Annotated in this window: 14 protein-coding genes; 6 read left to right on the top strand and 8 right to left on the bottom strand. The window is 54.8% G+C overall.

The window, feature by feature from the left end:
* Positions 1 to 59 precede the first annotated feature (59 nt).
* The 3 genes from zwf to RHK62_RS03610 all read right to left on the bottom strand — a co-directional run bounded on the left by zwf (position 60) and on the right by RHK62_RS03610 (position 3727).
* Positions 60 to 1589: a glucose-6-phosphate dehydrogenase gene (gene zwf, locus RHK62_RS03600; protein WP_310453282.1), complete on the bottom strand. Its 1530-nt coding sequence runs from the start codon at positions 1587 to 1589 to the stop codon at positions 60 to 62.
* Positions 1590 to 1592: 3 nt separating this feature from the next.
* On the bottom strand, positions 1593 to 2639 hold the full coding sequence (gene fbp, locus RHK62_RS03605; RefSeq protein WP_206201242.1) for a class 1 fructose-bisphosphatase: 1047 nt from the start codon (positions 2637 to 2639) through the stop codon (positions 1593 to 1595).
* A 77-nt stretch (positions 2640 to 2716) separates the two neighbouring features.
* On the bottom strand, positions 2717 to 3727 hold the full coding sequence (locus RHK62_RS03610) for an isochorismatase (protein WP_302676679.1): 1011 nt from the start codon (positions 3725 to 3727) through the stop codon (positions 2717 to 2719).
* A 173-nt stretch (positions 3728 to 3900) separates the two neighbouring features.
* Here RHK62_RS03610 and RHK62_RS03615 point away from each other — a divergent pair, with 173 nt between their 5' ends.
* The 5 genes from RHK62_RS03615 to RHK62_RS03635 all read left to right on the top strand — a co-directional run bounded on the left by RHK62_RS03615 (position 3901) and on the right by RHK62_RS03635 (position 7731).
* Positions 3901 to 4509, top strand: a complete 609-nt coding sequence (locus RHK62_RS03615; RefSeq protein ID WP_206201240.1) for a hypothetical protein — start codon at positions 3901 to 3903, stop codon at positions 4507 to 4509.
* Positions 4510 to 4553: 44 nt separating this feature from the next.
* A complete protein-coding gene (locus RHK62_RS03620) occupies positions 4554 to 5795 on the top strand; it encodes a hypothetical protein (RefSeq protein ID WP_310453283.1) in 1242 nt (413 codons plus the stop codon).
* A 14-nt stretch (positions 5796 to 5809) separates the two neighbouring features.
* Positions 5810 to 6106 (top strand): hypothetical protein, encoded by a 297-nt coding sequence (locus tag RHK62_RS03625; RefSeq protein WP_206201238.1) that lies wholly within the window; start codon positions 5810 to 5812, stop codon positions 6104 to 6106.
* Positions 6107 to 6114: 8 nt separating this feature from the next.
* Complete coding sequence (locus RHK62_RS03630) at positions 6115 to 7059, top strand: branched-chain amino acid ABC transporter permease (RefSeq protein ID WP_206201237.1); 945 nt, start codon at positions 6115 to 6117, stop codon at positions 7057 to 7059.
* Between the two features lie 234 nt (positions 7060 to 7293).
* The gene (locus RHK62_RS03635; RefSeq protein ID WP_149817272.1) at positions 7294 to 7731 is read left to right on the top strand and encodes an ATP-binding protein; all 438 of its coding nucleotides are present in this window, start codon (positions 7294 to 7296) and stop codon (positions 7729 to 7731) included.
* Between the two features lie 2 nt (positions 7732 to 7733).
* On the opposite strand, the gene RHK62_RS03640 is transcribed toward RHK62_RS03635, so the two are convergent.
* From RHK62_RS03640 to RHK62_RS03655, 4 genes are all read right to left on the bottom strand, one after another.
* The gene (locus tag RHK62_RS03640; protein WP_206201236.1) at positions 7734 to 8561 is read right to left on the bottom strand and encodes an FAD-binding domain-containing protein; all 828 of its coding nucleotides are present in this window, start codon (positions 8559 to 8561) and stop codon (positions 7734 to 7736) included.
* A gap of 4 nt (positions 8562 to 8565) precedes the next feature.
* Positions 8566 to 9294 carry a circadian clock KaiB family protein gene (locus RHK62_RS03645; protein ID WP_302678960.1) on the bottom strand — a complete coding sequence of 243 codons (729 nt, stop codon included), beginning with the start codon at positions 9292 to 9294 and terminating at the stop codon, positions 8566 to 8568.
* 4 nt (positions 9295 to 9298) lie between these two features.
* The gene (locus RHK62_RS03650; protein ID WP_302678959.1) at positions 9299 to 10663 is read right to left on the bottom strand and encodes a type IV pilus twitching motility protein PilT; all 1365 of its coding nucleotides are present in this window, start codon (positions 10661 to 10663) and stop codon (positions 9299 to 9301) included.
* A gap of 83 nt (positions 10664 to 10746) precedes the next feature.
* Positions 10747 to 11730, bottom strand: coding sequence for an AEC family transporter (locus RHK62_RS03655; RefSeq protein WP_302678958.1), 984 nt, complete (start codon positions 11728 to 11730; stop codon positions 10747 to 10749).
* A gap of 74 nt (positions 11731 to 11804) precedes the next feature.
* Between RHK62_RS03655 and RHK62_RS03660 the strand changes: the two genes are divergently transcribed.
* On the top strand, positions 11805 to 12962 hold the full coding sequence (locus RHK62_RS03660; protein ID WP_310453284.1) for an MFS transporter: 1158 nt from the start codon (positions 11805 to 11807) through the stop codon (positions 12960 to 12962).
* On the opposite strand, the gene RHK62_RS03665 is transcribed toward RHK62_RS03660, so the two are convergent.
* Positions 12946 to 14760 carry an ABC transporter ATP-binding protein gene (locus tag RHK62_RS03665; protein ID WP_302678956.1) on the bottom strand — a complete coding sequence of 605 codons (1815 nt, stop codon included), beginning with the start codon at positions 14758 to 14760 and terminating at the stop codon, positions 12946 to 12948. The two genes, RHK62_RS03660 and RHK62_RS03665, sit on opposite strands and share 17 nt — an antisense overlap.
* Positions 14761 to 14977 lie beyond the last annotated feature (217 nt).

Here is a 14977-nt window from a genome sequence, read left to right on the forward strand (position 1 = left end):
TACCTATCTGTGAATGAAGTTCGGCCTTGATTCCCATCTCTTCCCATGATGGATAAAGATCACAGTCGCCGCCACCGCCGACCATCGGCATTAATCATCGCTTCTGCGGCATCGGGATCCCATGTCCCCGCTTCATAGGTGGGAATCGTGTCTGGATCCGTAGGGGCATCCCAAGCACTGAGCACCGGCATCACCACCCGCCAAGCCGCTTCCACCTCATCCGCCCGGGTAAACAGGGTTTGATCCCCGAGCATGCAGTCCAGCAAGAGCCGCGCATAGGCATCCGCCGTTGCCATTCCAAAGGAGGAGCCGTAGCTAAAGTCCATTTCCACCGTGCGCGTGCGCAGATCTGCACCGGGCATCTTTGCCTCAAAGCGCAGGGCAATCCCCTCATTCGGCTGGATACGCATTGTTAGAATATTGGGGTTGGTTTGGCGGGCGGCCGACTGGAAAATCAGCAGGGGCACATCGCGAAACTGAATCGAGATTTCCGTCACTTTTTTTGCCAAGCGTTTACCCGTGCGCAAATAAAAGGGCACCCCCTGCCAGCGCCAGTTATCAATCACCAGTTTGAGTGCCACATAGGTGGGCGTGGTGGAGGTGGGACTCACCCCCGGTTCTTCGCGGTAACCCACCACAGGTTTGCCCTTCATCCAGCCGGCTCGGTATTGGCCGCGGACAGCACAGGCATCGAGATTATCCAAATCTGCTAAACGGGTGGCTTGGAGCACCTTCACCTTTTCGTTGCGCAGACTATCGGCATCGAGGGCATTGGGGGGTTCCATGGCGGTCAAGGCCAATAACTGAAGGATGTGGTTTTGCACCATGTCCCGCAGAGCACCCGAAGTTTCATAGTAGCCCGCGCGGTCTTCAACCCCCACGGTTTCGGCAACGGTAATCTGCACATGATCTATGTACTGGCGGTTCCAGAGGGGTTCAAAAATAGCATTAGCAAAGCGAAACACCATCAGGTTTTGAACGGTTTCTTTGCCGAGGTAGTGGTCAATACGGTAAACCTGCTCCTCTTTGCACACCGACTGCACCACTTCATTGAGGGCTTGGGCAGAGGTGAGATCGCGGCCAAAGGGCTTTTCAATGACGAGGCGATGCTTTTGGGGATCACTCAATAGACCGGCTGCCCCTAGTTGTTGAATCGCTTCAACGAAAAAGTTCGGTGCGACCGCAAGGTAAAAGACGCGATTGCCGCGAGTTTGGCGTTTTTCATCCAGCTCGGCCAAGAGGGTTTTCAGCTTGGTGTAGGCGGCGGGATCATCCATATTGCCAGAGCAGTAAAACAGGCCTTGGGCAAATTCTTGCCACAGGGGTTCCGCCTGAATGCCACCGCCAAATTCCTCGACCCCTTGGCGCAGATGCTCGCGAAAATAGTCATCACTCCAGTCGCGACGCGCCACACCAACAATCGTGAGTTCTGGGGGCAGACGGCGTTCCAGTTTCAGTTGATAAATGGAGGGAATGAGCTTGCGCTGGGTGAGATCTCCACTGGCACCAAAGATCACTAGAATCAGTGGTTCTGGGGTGCGCTCTTGGCGTAATCCGACCCGCAGGGGATTTTCAAATAGGATTACCATGGGTTACACCTGTGTCACAGTTGCGTTGGCAGGGGTAGGCTGAATAAAGGATTCCACAAGGGCAACGTTCTCAGGGCTGCCAATAATGAGTGGTGTGCGCATGTGCAGATGATCAGGCACGACATCGAGGAGGGGTTGGGTGCCGGTACTGGCTTTGCCACCGGCCTGTTCCACGAGGAAGGCGATCGGTGCCGCTTCGTAGAGTAGACGCAACTTCCCCGCGGGATTTTTCTGGGTGCCCGGATAGAGAAAGACCCCCCCCTGCATGAGGATGCGGTGAATATCGCCGACAAGGGCACCACTGTAGCGGGCACTGTAGCCGGGCTGGCGATGGACATGGCGGACATAGTTACGAATGGATTCTTCCCATGCCCAGAAGTTGCCTTCGTTGACACTGTAGATGGAGCCACTAGCGGGAATTTGCAGGTTCTCGATCGCCAGAATAAACTCGCCGAGGCTAGGGTCAAGGACAAAAACATGGGTGCCCCTGCCCAGGGAATAGACCAGCATCGTACTAGGGCCATAGAGAATATAGCCCGCGGCAATTTGCTTGTGGCCATCTTGTAGAAGATCAGCAGCGGTGCCGTCTAGATCAGTGCCCTCCTGCTGGCGAATCGCAAAAATGGAGCCTACGTTCAGGTTAATGTCCACATTGGAGGAACCATCGAGGGGATCGTAAAGCAGCGTGTAGCGGCCAATGGGGCAGTTTTCGGGAATGTAGTAGGGCTTTTCCATTTCCTCAGAAGCAAGGCGACACACCAAGCCACTTTGCTTGAAGGCCGCAATAAAGACTTCATTGGCATAGACATCCATTTTTTTGACGTCTTCCCCTTGGATGTTCACTGCCCCTGTAAAGCCCAACACCCCCTCCATGAGACCCGCTCGACTCAAACGGCGAGCAATCAGTTTGCCAGCAAGGGCAATGCGATTCATCAGGGCACTCAGGTCTTGGGCAGCGGCGTCAAAGCTTTGGAGTTGCTGGAGAACGTGGCGAGATAGGGTCAAACAATCGCGATCGAGGGCTTGTTCGTGAGCTGCAAAATCAGTCATAGCCCCTCCCTAGTGAGGATGCATCTAGCCCCGATCCTAAACTGTCTCTTTTCAGAAGTGGTAAGTCTTTAGATCAACTAAAGATTCAGGGAAGCACTGCTAGTACTGATGCGGTGCATGCCGGCAGCAGCAAACTGGGCAAAGGTTGCATTGGCAGTTTCGCTGAAGTCCACGACCCCCGGCACCACCACAGGGGACATACAATCCTCAAGGAGATAGACGCGTTGCGCTAGTTGGGGATCGCGCTGCTGAATTTCACTGAGCAGGTCGGCCACCGTCCAAGCAACACAGTGACTTTTGGCTTGACCGGCAATGATCAGGCGATCGCCCGCCAGCAGATGCTCAATCAAAGCGCTATTCACCGCCACTAAAGGACGCCCTTGGAGGTCATGGCTCACCTCTGGACGCAACACCGAATAATTCTCCGTCAGGGGGTGGCTCCCCTTGAGTTCGATGCGGGTTTGCTGCTGTCGCGCCACAGTATGAAAGAAACAGGCCTCCTCCACAGCAGACACAAGGGCATGGCCAATCCCCCCCAGCATCGAGTGGTAAGGCCAAATCGTCAACGGAAATTTGCCTTTGGCGGCTAACTGGGCAACGTAGTGCCGGGCATAGGCCTGCAAACTCTCTTGATCAGTCATGCCGAGGGAGGTTAGCAGATGGGGATTGGGTTGCCATCGCCCCCGCTCAACATCGTCAACGGTAATCGTGGTTAGAGGTGGCGGCGGTTCCCCGGTAGCATCTCGCCAAAAGAGGGGATGAAAAATTTGACTGGCGGTATGGGTATCGAGGGTAACAATAATCTCGCTAATGTGGGCAAGGTGGGTGTAGATAAAGCGGCAGAGGCGTTGATTATCCGCAACCGCCCCTTGGACAAATAGCTCAAAGTCGGGTAGGCAAAAGGTGTTTTGCACATCAATGAGCAAAAGGATCGTACGCTGCCGATCCTCAGCGGCAGGGGGAATTTGATACTGCTGTGCCCATTGCCGCGCCTGCACTGCTCGCTCTTGGTAGGGAACGCGCCACACTTGAGCAACCTTAGTGGCATCAAAAAAATCGGGGATAGGCAGTTCTTTGATCGGCGCCATAGGCAAGGGATCCGCTGCAGACCCGCTGCAAAATAGTGTAAAAAGTATTTTTGGATACAATTGTTAATTTTTAATAAAAGTCTAGAATATCAGAAATTCTACGGATGCGCAACAATTGATTACCTCTATAAAGTAGAGTTAGTCAAAGCTTAATCTTGATTGGGAAATTCGCAATGCTGGTGCGTACACTCAAGAGTGTTTTAGAGCAACATATTGCCGGAGTCCCGGGCGTGTTAGCTGTGTTAATTGGCCGCACGACGGATGGAGCAACCATTGCCGAAATTAACTACAGTGGCAATAGCCTTGAAAATGAGTCCTTGAGTTCTTTGGGTGCCTATGCCAGCGATCTGCTGCGAGCCAACAATCGCGTGTGCCAAGTGGTGGATCCGGCCTCAGAGGCAGACTATCTGCTAGCGGGTTCGGCAGAGGTGCGATTGGTCATCAAAGCCTTTAGCAAAACTCCCTACTTTGTCCTCTTTCTCACCAAGGGTAGCACGAACCTGAAGCTGGTCTTTGAGCGGATCAAGGCGATCTTGGCGGATGGCAAGCCCCTGTTGCCGCCTGTCCAAGACAACACCACCTCCGTCGCTCAACTGCTGCTTAGCTATGCCCGTCGCTATGCGCCGGATCCCAACTTTGTGGCGCTGCGGCTGTCGTTGAAAACGGGCTTGCACCGCGAGCGATTGGAAAAAGGCCAGTTGGATGAACGGGAAGTGCGCATTCTCTACAAGGGCGTGGCCGATATCTTGGGTGTGGAACGCCTGCCGGTTGCCCTTCCCTAGGTTGATTTGACTCACCCTTCACCATTTAACAAAAGATTGGCCCTATGTTTGAGCATCTCCGTATCGATCGCCCCCGCAAGCTGGTGGCTTTTTTTGACGAACCAGTGATTTTCCACTGCCACCACTACAACCTATTTCTCCAGCAAACCATTGAAGACCCCGACTGGATTGATGGCGTCAGTATCCTACAGACCTCAGCCCAAGAGATTTTCTATAGCTTGCTCGCCAATGCCTTTAATACGTTGGGAGTGCAAACGCCAGCGGAACGCCTTGCCACCGCCGCCCAGATTTTTAGCTTTTTGGGCTTTGGCCACCTCAACTTTGAGGTGACAGAAGAGGGGGGTGAGGTGGAATTAACCCACTCCCACTATGCAGAGGGCTGGCTTGGAAAATACGGTGAGCAGGTGAGCCGCACGAAACCCATTGATCACTTGGCGGTGGGTTATGTGGCCGCAGCCCTAGATGCCACCTTTGCGGCGTTGGGTACCTATGTGGCTGAAGAAACCAGTTGTATGGTAGTGACGCGGCAGGATCACTGCATGATCCATGTGACCAAAGCACCGGTGCGCCGCTCCCTAACACCGAGTCCGCAAATGGGCAAGCTCATTGATCAACCGGCGCCCCTGCCGCAGCCAGAAACCAGTGTGGACTACGATGCGGTGAACGAAGCCCTCTGGGGACTGCCCCTAGAAGGGGATGTGAATGGTCAAATCCGAGCGTTTAATGTGCTGCTGACGCGCATGCCTGCCAACTACTACAACCGCATTCAGTACCGTTTCTTGGATGAGCTGCAAAAGGTAGATCCGCAGCTTTTAGAGGTGGGGCAGGCCTTGATCCGTGAATCAGGCCATGTTTGTGTCTTTTACACCTTTGGCAATATCATGGAGTCTTTGGAGTGGGAAACGGTCGTTGGCCCGATGTTAAAAACCGATACCGATTGGATTCACGGGGGGTATGCCGTTGCCAGTAGTTTGGGATGGGGGCGTTGGCAAGCCCTAGAGGTGGTCGGGAATGAATCCTGTCGGGTGGCCATTGATGGCAACTACGAAACCAACTACTTCTTGGCTTCCTATCCCCATACCCTGCAACCGGCCTGTTATTTTGCCCAAGGGGCGGTACCGGCAATGATGAACATTGTCTATAACGGGCGCATTCAACAGAAGCCTGTCTTAGATGAGGCGTTTTACAATCGTCTCTTTCAACGGGGCGGTGTGTTTCAAGGGGCAGAGGTGAAGGCGCGGGAAAAGGGTGATCCCTGGTGTGAATTTTATGCTCAACGCCTATAAGTTAAGTTCTGAGAATGCCAATTCAACTCTCTAAACGGCGGGAATGTGGCGGTACATGGGTGGTTGATGTGGATCTGGGGCGATCGCCCACCAACGAGGAACTCACTACCCTTGCCCAGCGCCATGGTGGTCGCTGTCGCCAATTTCAACAGTTGGTGTGGCTCGATTTCCCTAGCGGTCGGATTACGGCCTCCCTGCGGCTGTCGCGTCTGACGATTCGCCTTGGGGATAACGCCCTCGAAGCAGCCATTATTGCGGAGTTGCAGCAGCTTGCTGCGGCCAGCGTGCCGGCCTGTGCAATGGATGCTTAGCAGTAATTATGGCGGGTTGGCTCGGCACGTACGACTTCCTACTGGTTTCAATGACCTTGGGGGCGATGCTGGCCTTGTCACTCTATTTGCCCCTGATGAGTGGCCAACTCTCCCTTGCGAGTCCAGCGTTTTATGCCATGGGTGGCTATATTGCTGCCTTGGTCTCAACCCGTCTTTTTCCTGACCTGAACCCCTATCCCGTGCCCTTGGTGCTGGGGGAAATGGTGTTGGCGGCTGTGGTCTGTGGTGTGGTGGGCTGGGGCTTGGGGGTGCCGGTGCTGCGGTTACGGGGCATTTATTTTGCCATTGCCACGATTGCTTTCTCTGAGGTGCTGCGGGTGTTGGCACTCAATCTGGAGGTGACCGGGGGGGCGATCGGCATCTTTGGCATTCCCCAACCCTTTAGTACACCCTTGGGCTATTTGTGGCTGACGCTGCCCTTGCTGGTCATGGTGGCGATCGCCATCGGTCGCTTGGAACAGACCCGTGCGGGCAAGGCGATGCAGGCCATTCGTGCCGATGAATTGGTGGCACAGACCCTTGGCATTGATACCACTCGCTACAAGGTTTTGGGTTTTGTCTTGGGGGCAATTCTAGCGGGGGTGGCGGGAGTTTTGGCGGCCCATCTTTTGAATACTTGGAATCCGCGTCAGGGCACGTTTGATATGGGGGTGTTGGCACTGACAGCAGTGCTGGTGGGGGGCAATCGCACGTTTGTGGGGGCGATCGCTGGCGGTATGCTCTTTACAGCTCTGCCTGAACTCCTGCGGGGACTCGCCGATCAACCCTATTTGCCAGTGGCAGTGGCCACTTTTTTCCGCGATGGCCGTCTGATGCTCTATGGGTTGCTGATTATCCTCGGCACACGGTTCTTTCCCCAGGGGTTGTGCCAGCCTCCCAACTGGCGATCGCTCTGGTGCACCCTATTGGGCAACAAAACGAGGAAAATGTAATCAGTCCTCCTGCATTTGGCTGCTTCATGTCCCATCTGCGTTGCCCCATTGAACCCTCTTTCTCCTGCAGCCCATCTCAGCAGCCCTCCAGCGGCGAAACGTCTATTCGTCATGGCTCCATTTGCATCCTTTACATTCAGTGGGCAGGGCGAGCTGCGGAGCTGTTTTTGACCTCTTGGTATCCGATCCTAAAGCTCTGCAACTGATTCCACCCCAGCAAGGACAACTCAGCCTATGACGCCTCCCTTCACCACGGTTTCCCTAACCCTGACCAGTGACCTGACCCAACTGGAGGCTCTCTTGGCATGGTTCAATCAATATCGCCCCACGACGCTGCCCATCGAAGAGTGGTTGAAATTGGAACTCGCCCTTGCCGAGGGGTTTACCAATGCTGTGCGCCATGCCCATCGCGATCGCGCCAGCGATACCCCCATTCGCATTGATCTCTCCCTTGCAGATACTGTGATTGAATTGCGCATTTGGGATCAAGGGGATCCCTTTGATTTGATGGCCAAACTGGCAACACTCCCCAGCCAAATTGCCCTCGATGCCGAAGGGGGACGCGGCCTACGCCTCTTGGCAACCATCATGGATGAATTGGACTATCAGCGCGTGGGCAATACGGGTAACTGTTTGATTCTGCGCAAAACCGTGAAGCCGACTCCCCAATAACCCTATTCCTTGTGGGGGAAAAGGCGGGCTGCCAATTCCTCGTAGGTGGCATCAAAGGGACAGCGATCGCCCATCGCACACTGGCGACAGTATTTGCCATCGCTATAGCGCTCGAGGTTTTGACGGTTAAAAAAGTAGGGCTTGTGGCTAAAGGTACTGGCCACCCACTGCCACGAGAGGTTATTACTGGCCGGATCGCCATCGAGGAGATGCTGCAAAAACCAAGCGGCTCCCGCCTGCCAGCGCACCCGACACCAATGCACCACATAGGCTGCCAACCATAACCGCGCATGGTTATGCAAGTAGCCCATTCGTTGTAGGTCGGCACTAAAGGCATCCATACAGGCCAGTCCCGTTTCCGCTGCGATGAGTGCAGGAGGTAAGTCGGTTTGATAATCGGTTGCTTGCCAACCCGTTTTATAGGGTTCGATGTCCTGCCACAGGCGATCGCCCCAACGGATATAGAGGCGCTGCCAATAGTCTCGCCACGCCAGTTGTTGCAGTAAGGCTTCCGCTTGATAGGGGTGAGACACCACTTCCCGCAGGCGATCGCGCACCGCCGCCAAACTGATCACCCCGTGGCGCAAATAGGCCGAAAGCCCCGTTACTGCCCCCGCCAAAAAGTTGCGACTCTTGCCATACCGTAGAGGCTGTATCTTGGCCAAACGCTCTTGGGCTGCTGCTAAGCCACCACGGGTTTCACTGACCGCGTCATCCTCCCCCACCACATCGGCAAAGACTTGGCGCAGATAGGGCACATAGGCATCACGAGTTCCCGCCATTCGCTCCACAGCAGCAGCCGCGAGCAGGTCTTTAGCAGAATTTGTCATCGGTCTAAGGGCTTAATAAACGTTGCAGGCGATCGCGATTATCCAAGTGTCCCACAAGGCGGCGCACCGGCTGGGGATAGACCCGCACTAAGGTTGGCGTGGCCTGCACTTGATCCTCCTCCGCCAGATCGGGTTGCTTGGTGACATCCACCACTTTGAGCGTATAGGGCACCTTGAGGAAGCGACTCAGCAAGTCATGGAGATTCTTCAGGGCAACTTCCGTGGCATGGGTTTCTCCACGCACATAGAGGCGAAAGACATAGCGATCGGGTTCCGAAGGACGCGGTGCAAAACTGCTCAGGGGGGTGGCTTCCTGCAAATCATAGATCAGTTGGTGCTGCTCCCACAGTTGGGGAAAGCTGCTGCGGTAGGCCTCTAGGGCTTGGACATCGCAGGGATGCTGCGGATCCTGTACCAACTGCCACGGCAATGTGGGCTGATGAGCAGGGGCAAAGAGGGCATTCAATAGGGGACGATGGGGCCATGCCAAGGGATAGACCTCCGCCGCCACTCGCAGGCATTGCTGCTCCTCATCAAACCAGTAATCTACCGCCGCTGTGTAGCAGGGGGATAGAAAAAGGGGCGGCTCCTCCAAATCCAACAGTTGTTGCAGGGCTTGACAAAGCGACTGATGCCAATGCCCCTGTTTTGATGGGTCACGGCAAAAGACCACATCCTCCCCCGGTGTAAAGAGGGCCAACCCCTTGTATAAGACAGGCTTGAGGCCAACCATTGCTCTAGACACGACCCCGTAGAATTTGCGCCATTTCGTTGGGTTTGGGGGAGTTTTCGATGGCGGTTTCCTCATCAATGCGCCCCGCCTCATAGAGTTCGTAGAGGCATTGGTTCATCGTGCACATGCCGTCATACCGACACTGCGGAATAATCGCCTCAATTTCCTCCACTTCACCCCGCAAAATGTAGTCCTTGATGGCATCGGTGTTGATCATGATCTCGTGAATCGCTGCCCGCTTACCATCCGTCGTACGCACAAGGGCTTGGGCAATGACTGCCACCAGCGACTCCGCCACCTGCATCCGCATCGGTCCTTGTTCATCGGGGTTGTAGAGGTTGAGGATCCGCTCAATCGTTTTCACGGCACTGTTGGTGTGCAACGTACCAAAGACCAAGTGACCCGTTTGCGCTGCTTTTAGGGCTGTATTCACTGTCTCGCGATCGCGCATCTCCCCAATCAGAATAATATCGGGGTCTTCCCGCAACGACGCCTTCAGAGCATTGTCAAACTTCAGTGTATGGATACCCACCTCCCGCTGGCGGATCAGGGCACGGCGACTTTGGTGCACAAACTCAATCGGGTCTTCAATGGAGATAATGTGCTTCGGCATTTCGGTATTGATATAGTCCACCATTGCCGCAAGGGTGGTGGATTTCCCAGAACCCGTTGGCCCTGTCACCAGAATCAGACCCTTGTGGTAGTGGCAGAGATCCTTGAAGACCGGCGGCAAATTCAATTGCTCTAGGGTCAGAATCTTCACCGGAATCAAGCGCAGCACCATGGCGGGGCCTTTGAGGGCGACAAAGATGTTGATCCGCACACGGCATAGCCCTTCGTACTGATAGGCACCATCGTATTCAAGGTGGGTGCGAAACTGCTCAATTTGTTGGGGGGTCAGCAGTTCATTCAGCCAGTAGTTAAAGGTTTCCTCATCAGTAACGGGATAGTTGGTAATTTCTAAACGTCCGCGATCGCGAAAGCGCGGCGCTTCGCCAACCCCAACATGAATATCGGAATAGCCGTGCTCAAAAGCCTCCCGCACCAGTTGTTCCATTGTCGGGCCAGAGATCCGCGCGGCTGGTGTGGGCATCGGTTGGGTCGGTACTGCCTGTTGGGGCATTCCCGGCTGCGGCGGCATTGGTCGTGGCGGCATCCCCGGTTGTGGTGGCATGGGTCGAGGCGGCATGCCGGGCTGTGGGGGCATCCCTTGGGGAGGCGGTGGGGGGGCAGCAGGACGGGGAGGCGCCATTCCCGGTTGGGGAGGCAGCGGCGGAACACCCGCCCCCATTGGCGGCCGGGGCGGTGGCATCGGGGGTGAATTGGGAACACGTGGCGGTGGAGGAGGAGGACTTTGGGGATTCGTCATAGGGAAACTCGTGAGAGGGCTAGCAATGGATCAGGTATTTTCAGTGTGCCACTGTTCTTGGAAAAGGAGAGCAGTCGTTAGCGTTATGTTAAAACTTGGCGGCACAGGAACACCCACAGCGGTAACACCGCCACAAAGCTCAGGGTACTCAGAGCAATCACCGCCGGTGGCAGTTCGGTATTGAGTTCGTATTCCTCTGCCAAAATTAGCGCGGCAAAGGCGGTGGGCGTACCAGTCATAATCGCGATCGCCAGCAACGTATCGCCCCGCAAGCCCAAACCATAGGCGATCGCCATCATCGTCAATGGCAGCAACAACGTCTTCACTAACATAGGCAGCAACCCCATACGAAAACTTTGCCAGCCGGGGAGCCGACTCAAACGAATTCCAGTGAGGACAAAGGCAAAGGGAATCACCAAGTGAATATCCATCTCACACAACTTTTCAATCGCCTCGGGAAAGGAAAGATCATGGGTCGCAAAGCCGGCCATGGAGGCCCAAAGGGTCGGCACGGTTGGAATCACCGCCAAGGCGCGCCACCAAGGTTGATCATTGCCCTTACCGTAGTACTGACCGAGAAATGAACCCAATCCATAGGTGCCGAGGGCATTTTGGGTAATGGCATAGAAGGCCGCCCAGGGCAATGCCGTGGCACTCAGGAGAGGAATCGTGACCCCCAAACCGACAAAGCCCGTATTGCCGAGAATGCTGGCAATCAGATAGCTCCCCTGAAAGCGGCGACTTTCTCCTTCGGGAACTGTACTTGTCAGGAAGGGAGGAGTATAGTGGAGCCATTGGGGCTGAAAGTAGCGTTGCTGCCAATAGTAAAGGCCTTGGGCAAGGGTATAGCCGACAATGAGCGCCACAAAGGCCAGCAGCGGTGCCAACCAAATTAACCCCGCGAAGTTGGTTTGCCGCACCAAAGCAAAAATTTGAATGGGTACCCCGACCCAATAGAGGCTGCGCCCCAACCATTGGGGAATCACTGCTGGCAACCAACGGCCACAGATGAACCCCAGACTTGTCCAAATGACTAAGGGACTAGCTGCGCTGAGTGCACCCACCATCGCGATCGCCCTTAACGATTCTCCACTCAATATACTGTGGACATTCCTAAATTCCTAAATACAGGAGTTGAGTCATGGTTTGCCAAAAAGGCTCCGCCCTCAGGTTTGTCGTGCTCCTAGGGGTGGTTTCCCTCTGTGCCGACGCCACCTATGAAGGCGCCCGCAGTCTTACGGGGGTCTATTTAGGAGTATTGGGTGCCAGTGGTACCGTTGTCGGCCTCGTAGCGGGTTTGGGGGAATTCATCGGCTATGGTCTACGCCTTGGGATTGGCTATCTCAGCGATCGTACCCGTGCCTATTGGCGCATTACCACCCTTGGTTATGCCATCAATACCTTAGCTGTGCCCCTCATGGCCTTGACCCATCGTTGGGAAGTCCTAGCGGGATTCATGATTGCTGAGCGCACCGGTAAAGCGATTCGTACACCCCCCCGCGATGTGTTGCTCTCCTACGGTGCTCGCCAAGTGGGTCGCGGCTTTGGCTTTGGTCTCCATGAGGCGATGGATCAAATTGGTGCCGTTGTTGGGCCGCTGATGGTGGCCGGCGTCTTTGCCCGCACCCAGCACTATCAATGGAGTTTTGCCGTCCTCGCCATCCCTGCCCTGATGGGGCTGGTCGTTTTATTGGTGACGCAGCGGCGGTACCCAGAGCCACGGGACTTTGAAACGGTGGTGCAGGATCTGAATACCAAAAGACTACCAACACTGTTTTGGATTTATCTATTGGCCGTGGCCTTTCTGGGCGCCGGTTATGTGGATTTCCCCTTGATTGCTTTTCATTTACAGCAGGGAGACAGTCTGCAAACGAGCCAAATCCCGCTGCTCTACGCCTTGGCGATGGGGGTTGATGCCGTGGCTGCGCTGCTCTTTGGGTACTTACTGGATCGCATTGGCATCATGGCCTTGATCCTTGCGGTTGTGCTGTCGGTAGGCTTTGCTCCCTTGGTCTTCCTCAGTTCTGCGGTGATTTGGGGCATGGTGCTGTGGGGTATTGGCATGGGTGCCCAAGAATCCATTGTGCGGGCGATCGTCGCCAACCTCGTCCCCCCAGAGCGGCGGGGGTCAGCCTATGGCATCTTTAGCACTGGCTATGGCTTAGCGTGGTTTCTCGGCAGTTTCCTCATGGGAGTGCTCTACGATCGCTCCTTGGGGCTGTTGGTATTGGTGTCGGTAGGGCTACAACTGCTAGGGCTGCCACTGCTGTTGTGGATTAGGATCAGGCGTCCTGGGTAGGGGCTGCTTCTTCGGCAAGCGCCTGTAACCGGTAGAGATGGGCATACACCCCATTGCGGGCCAAGAGTTCACTGTGGGTGCCCTGCTCCACCAGTTGTCCCCGTTTGAGCACAAAAATGCGATCCACATGGCGAATCGTGGCCAGGCGGTGGGCAATCATAATGGCGGTTCGATTCACCAACAGGCGGTTCAAGGCCTCCTGAATCATTACCTCTGTACCCACATCCAAATTGGCGGTTGCCTCATCAAGGACAAGGATTTCTGGATTGCGAATCGCTACCCGCGCAAAGGCTAAAAGTTGTCGCTGCCCCGCTGATAGATTCGTGCCCCGCTGCCGCAGGGGAGTGTCATAGCCTTGGGGCAACTGCTCAATGAAGTCGGCAATGTTCATTTCGGCGGCCACCCGCTGAATTTCGGCAAGGGTGTAGTTGTCACCGAGGGCAATGTTGCTTTTCACATCCCCTGAAAAGAGAAAGCTATCCTGCAAAATCACGCCAATGTGCTGCCGCAGTTCTGCTTGGGTAAAGTCGCGGACATTGCGACCACTAACAAGGACTTCACCGCGCGTTGGATCATAGAGGCGACAAAGCAAGCGAATAATTGAACTTTTACCTGCACCCGTAGGACCAACAATCGCCACCTTTTCGCCAGCATGGATCTGAAAGGAAAGTTGCTTGAGGACGTAGTCATCGTCTTTGTAGGCCAGCCAGACATCGCGAAACTCAACGGCAGCGGCTGTATTTTCTGGCTTGGGCAAACGCAAAAAGGTGCGATCGGGATCCTGAATTTCAATCGGTTCTGAGAGCAGATCATGGATGCGCTCAATGGCGGTTAAGCCCGCTTGCACCGTGGTAAATTTCTCCGCCAACTGCCGCAACGGATCAAAAACGCGCTGGGAAAAGAGAATAAACGTGGCCAAAGTGCCAAAGTCAATCGTGCGCTGCTCCACCAAGGCACCGCCCAGCCAGAGAACCCCCGCGATCGCCACAAAGGCAATCCACTCCAACGTTGCTGATACTGCCGAATCGTAGAAAATCGTCCGATCCACCTCTTTGATGTAGCGTTGATTGCGCCGCCGAAACAGTTGGCTATTAAAGGCCTCACGGCGAAACAGTTGCACCACGGTAATGCCAACGATGTTTTCCTGAAGATCGGCATTCAGTAGCGACAGCTCCTCGCGGGATTTGTAGTTGGCCACGCGGTAGCGATGTTGAAAATAGATAATCAGGGCAGTGATCGGCAGTACCAAGGCCAGCAGCAGCGTTGCTAGGAGGCGGTCAATGAAAAACATTGTCAGGATGACCACCAGCATTGAGAAGACATCGCTGAGAACCCCCACGGCGCCAGTGGCAAACACATCCCCCAGAGCATCCACATCACTGGTCAAGCGGGTAATGAGCTTACCGACGGGGGTGCGGTCAAAAAAGCGCGACGATAACCGGAGCACGTGGTCAAATAAGTCATGGCGAATATCGGCAGTAATGTTTTGGCCAATTTTTTGAATCCAGTACCCCTGCACCGCCTGCACCCCAAAGCGCAGCACCACGGTAATCAGCAGTGCAATGCTCAGTAGATCAATCCCTTGGGTCAGGGTCAAAGGTTTCAAAAAGCTATAGGTACTCTCTTCGCCTTTGAGGAAGGCGATCGCCTGACCAATGATGATCGGTTGTAATGCTGCTGCTGCCGCCAAGGGAATCAAGAGCAAGCCACTTCCCACCAGTCCCCAGCGATAGGGCTTGAGGTAAGGAATCAGTCGTTGCAAAAGTTGCCAATCCGTGGAGCGTGTTGCCGCTGTCATGCCCTGCTGAAATTTGTGAACATCCTTTTTCCCAGTCTAGTGGGTGCTTGTAATTGTTTGTAACAATTTACACGCTTTAGGGAGTTGTCATCTGGCCATCCCTTAGCTACACTAAAGGTAGTTCGGGCTATTAATCCCCCGCATAGCCCCACTGAAATCCCCGAAAAGGTAAGTTACGCCGAAAGGGTAACGCACAAATCAAGGATCCTGTAGCCGC

This window comes from Thermosynechococcus sp. HY213, assembly GCF_031460975.1.
Lineage (GTDB): Bacteria > Cyanobacteriota > Cyanobacteriia > Thermosynechococcales > Thermosynechococcaceae > Thermosynechococcus.

Excerpts from the sequence above, each read along its gene's own strand:
- RHK62_RS03615 (WP_206201240.1), top strand. The coding sequence starts at position 3,901 with ATGCTGGTGCGTACACTCAAGAGTGTTTTAGAGCAACATATTGCCGGA.
- RHK62_RS03645 (WP_302678960.1), bottom strand. The coding sequence starts at position 9,294 with ATGGTTGGCCTCAAGCCTGTCTTATACAAGGGGTTGGCCCTCTTTACA.
- RHK62_RS03630 (WP_206201237.1), top strand. The coding sequence starts at position 6,115 with ATGGCGGGTTGGCTCGGCACGTACGACTTCCTACTGGTTTCAATGACC.
- RHK62_RS03635 (WP_149817272.1), top strand. The coding sequence starts at position 7,294 with ATGACGCCTCCCTTCACCACGGTTTCCCTAACCCTGACCAGTGACCTG.
- zwf (WP_310453282.1), bottom strand. The coding sequence starts at position 1,589 with ATGGTAATCCTATTTGAAAATCCCCTGCGGGTCGGATTACGCCAAGAG.
- RHK62_RS03610 (WP_302676679.1), bottom strand. The coding sequence starts at position 3,727 with ATGGCGCCGATCAAAGAACTGCCTATCCCCGATTTTTTTGATGCCACT.
- RHK62_RS03655 (WP_302678958.1), bottom strand. The coding sequence starts at position 11,730 with ATGGTGGGTGCACTCAGCGCAGCTAGTCCCTTAGTCATTTGGACAAGT.
- RHK62_RS03620 (WP_310453283.1), top strand. The coding sequence starts at position 4,554 with ATGTTTGAGCATCTCCGTATCGATCGCCCCCGCAAGCTGGTGGCTTTT.
- fbp (WP_206201242.1), bottom strand. The coding sequence starts at position 2,639 with ATGACTGATTTTGCAGCTCACGAACAAGCCCTCGATCGCGATTGTTTG.
- RHK62_RS03625 (WP_206201238.1), top strand. The coding sequence starts at position 5,810 with ATGCCAATTCAACTCTCTAAACGGCGGGAATGTGGCGGTACATGGGTG.
- RHK62_RS03640 (WP_206201236.1), bottom strand. The coding sequence starts at position 8,561 with ATGACAAATTCTGCTAAAGACCTGCTCGCGGCTGCTGCTGTGGAGCGA.
- RHK62_RS03650 (WP_302678959.1), bottom strand. The coding sequence starts at position 10,663 with ATGACGAATCCCCAAAGTCCTCCTCCTCCACCGCCACGTGTTCCCAAT.
- RHK62_RS03660 (WP_310453284.1), top strand. The coding sequence starts at position 11,805 with ATGGTTTGCCAAAAAGGCTCCGCCCTCAGGTTTGTCGTGCTCCTAGGG.
- RHK62_RS03665 (WP_302678956.1), bottom strand. The coding sequence starts at position 14,760 with ATGACAGCGGCAACACGCTCCACGGATTGGCAACTTTTGCAACGACTG.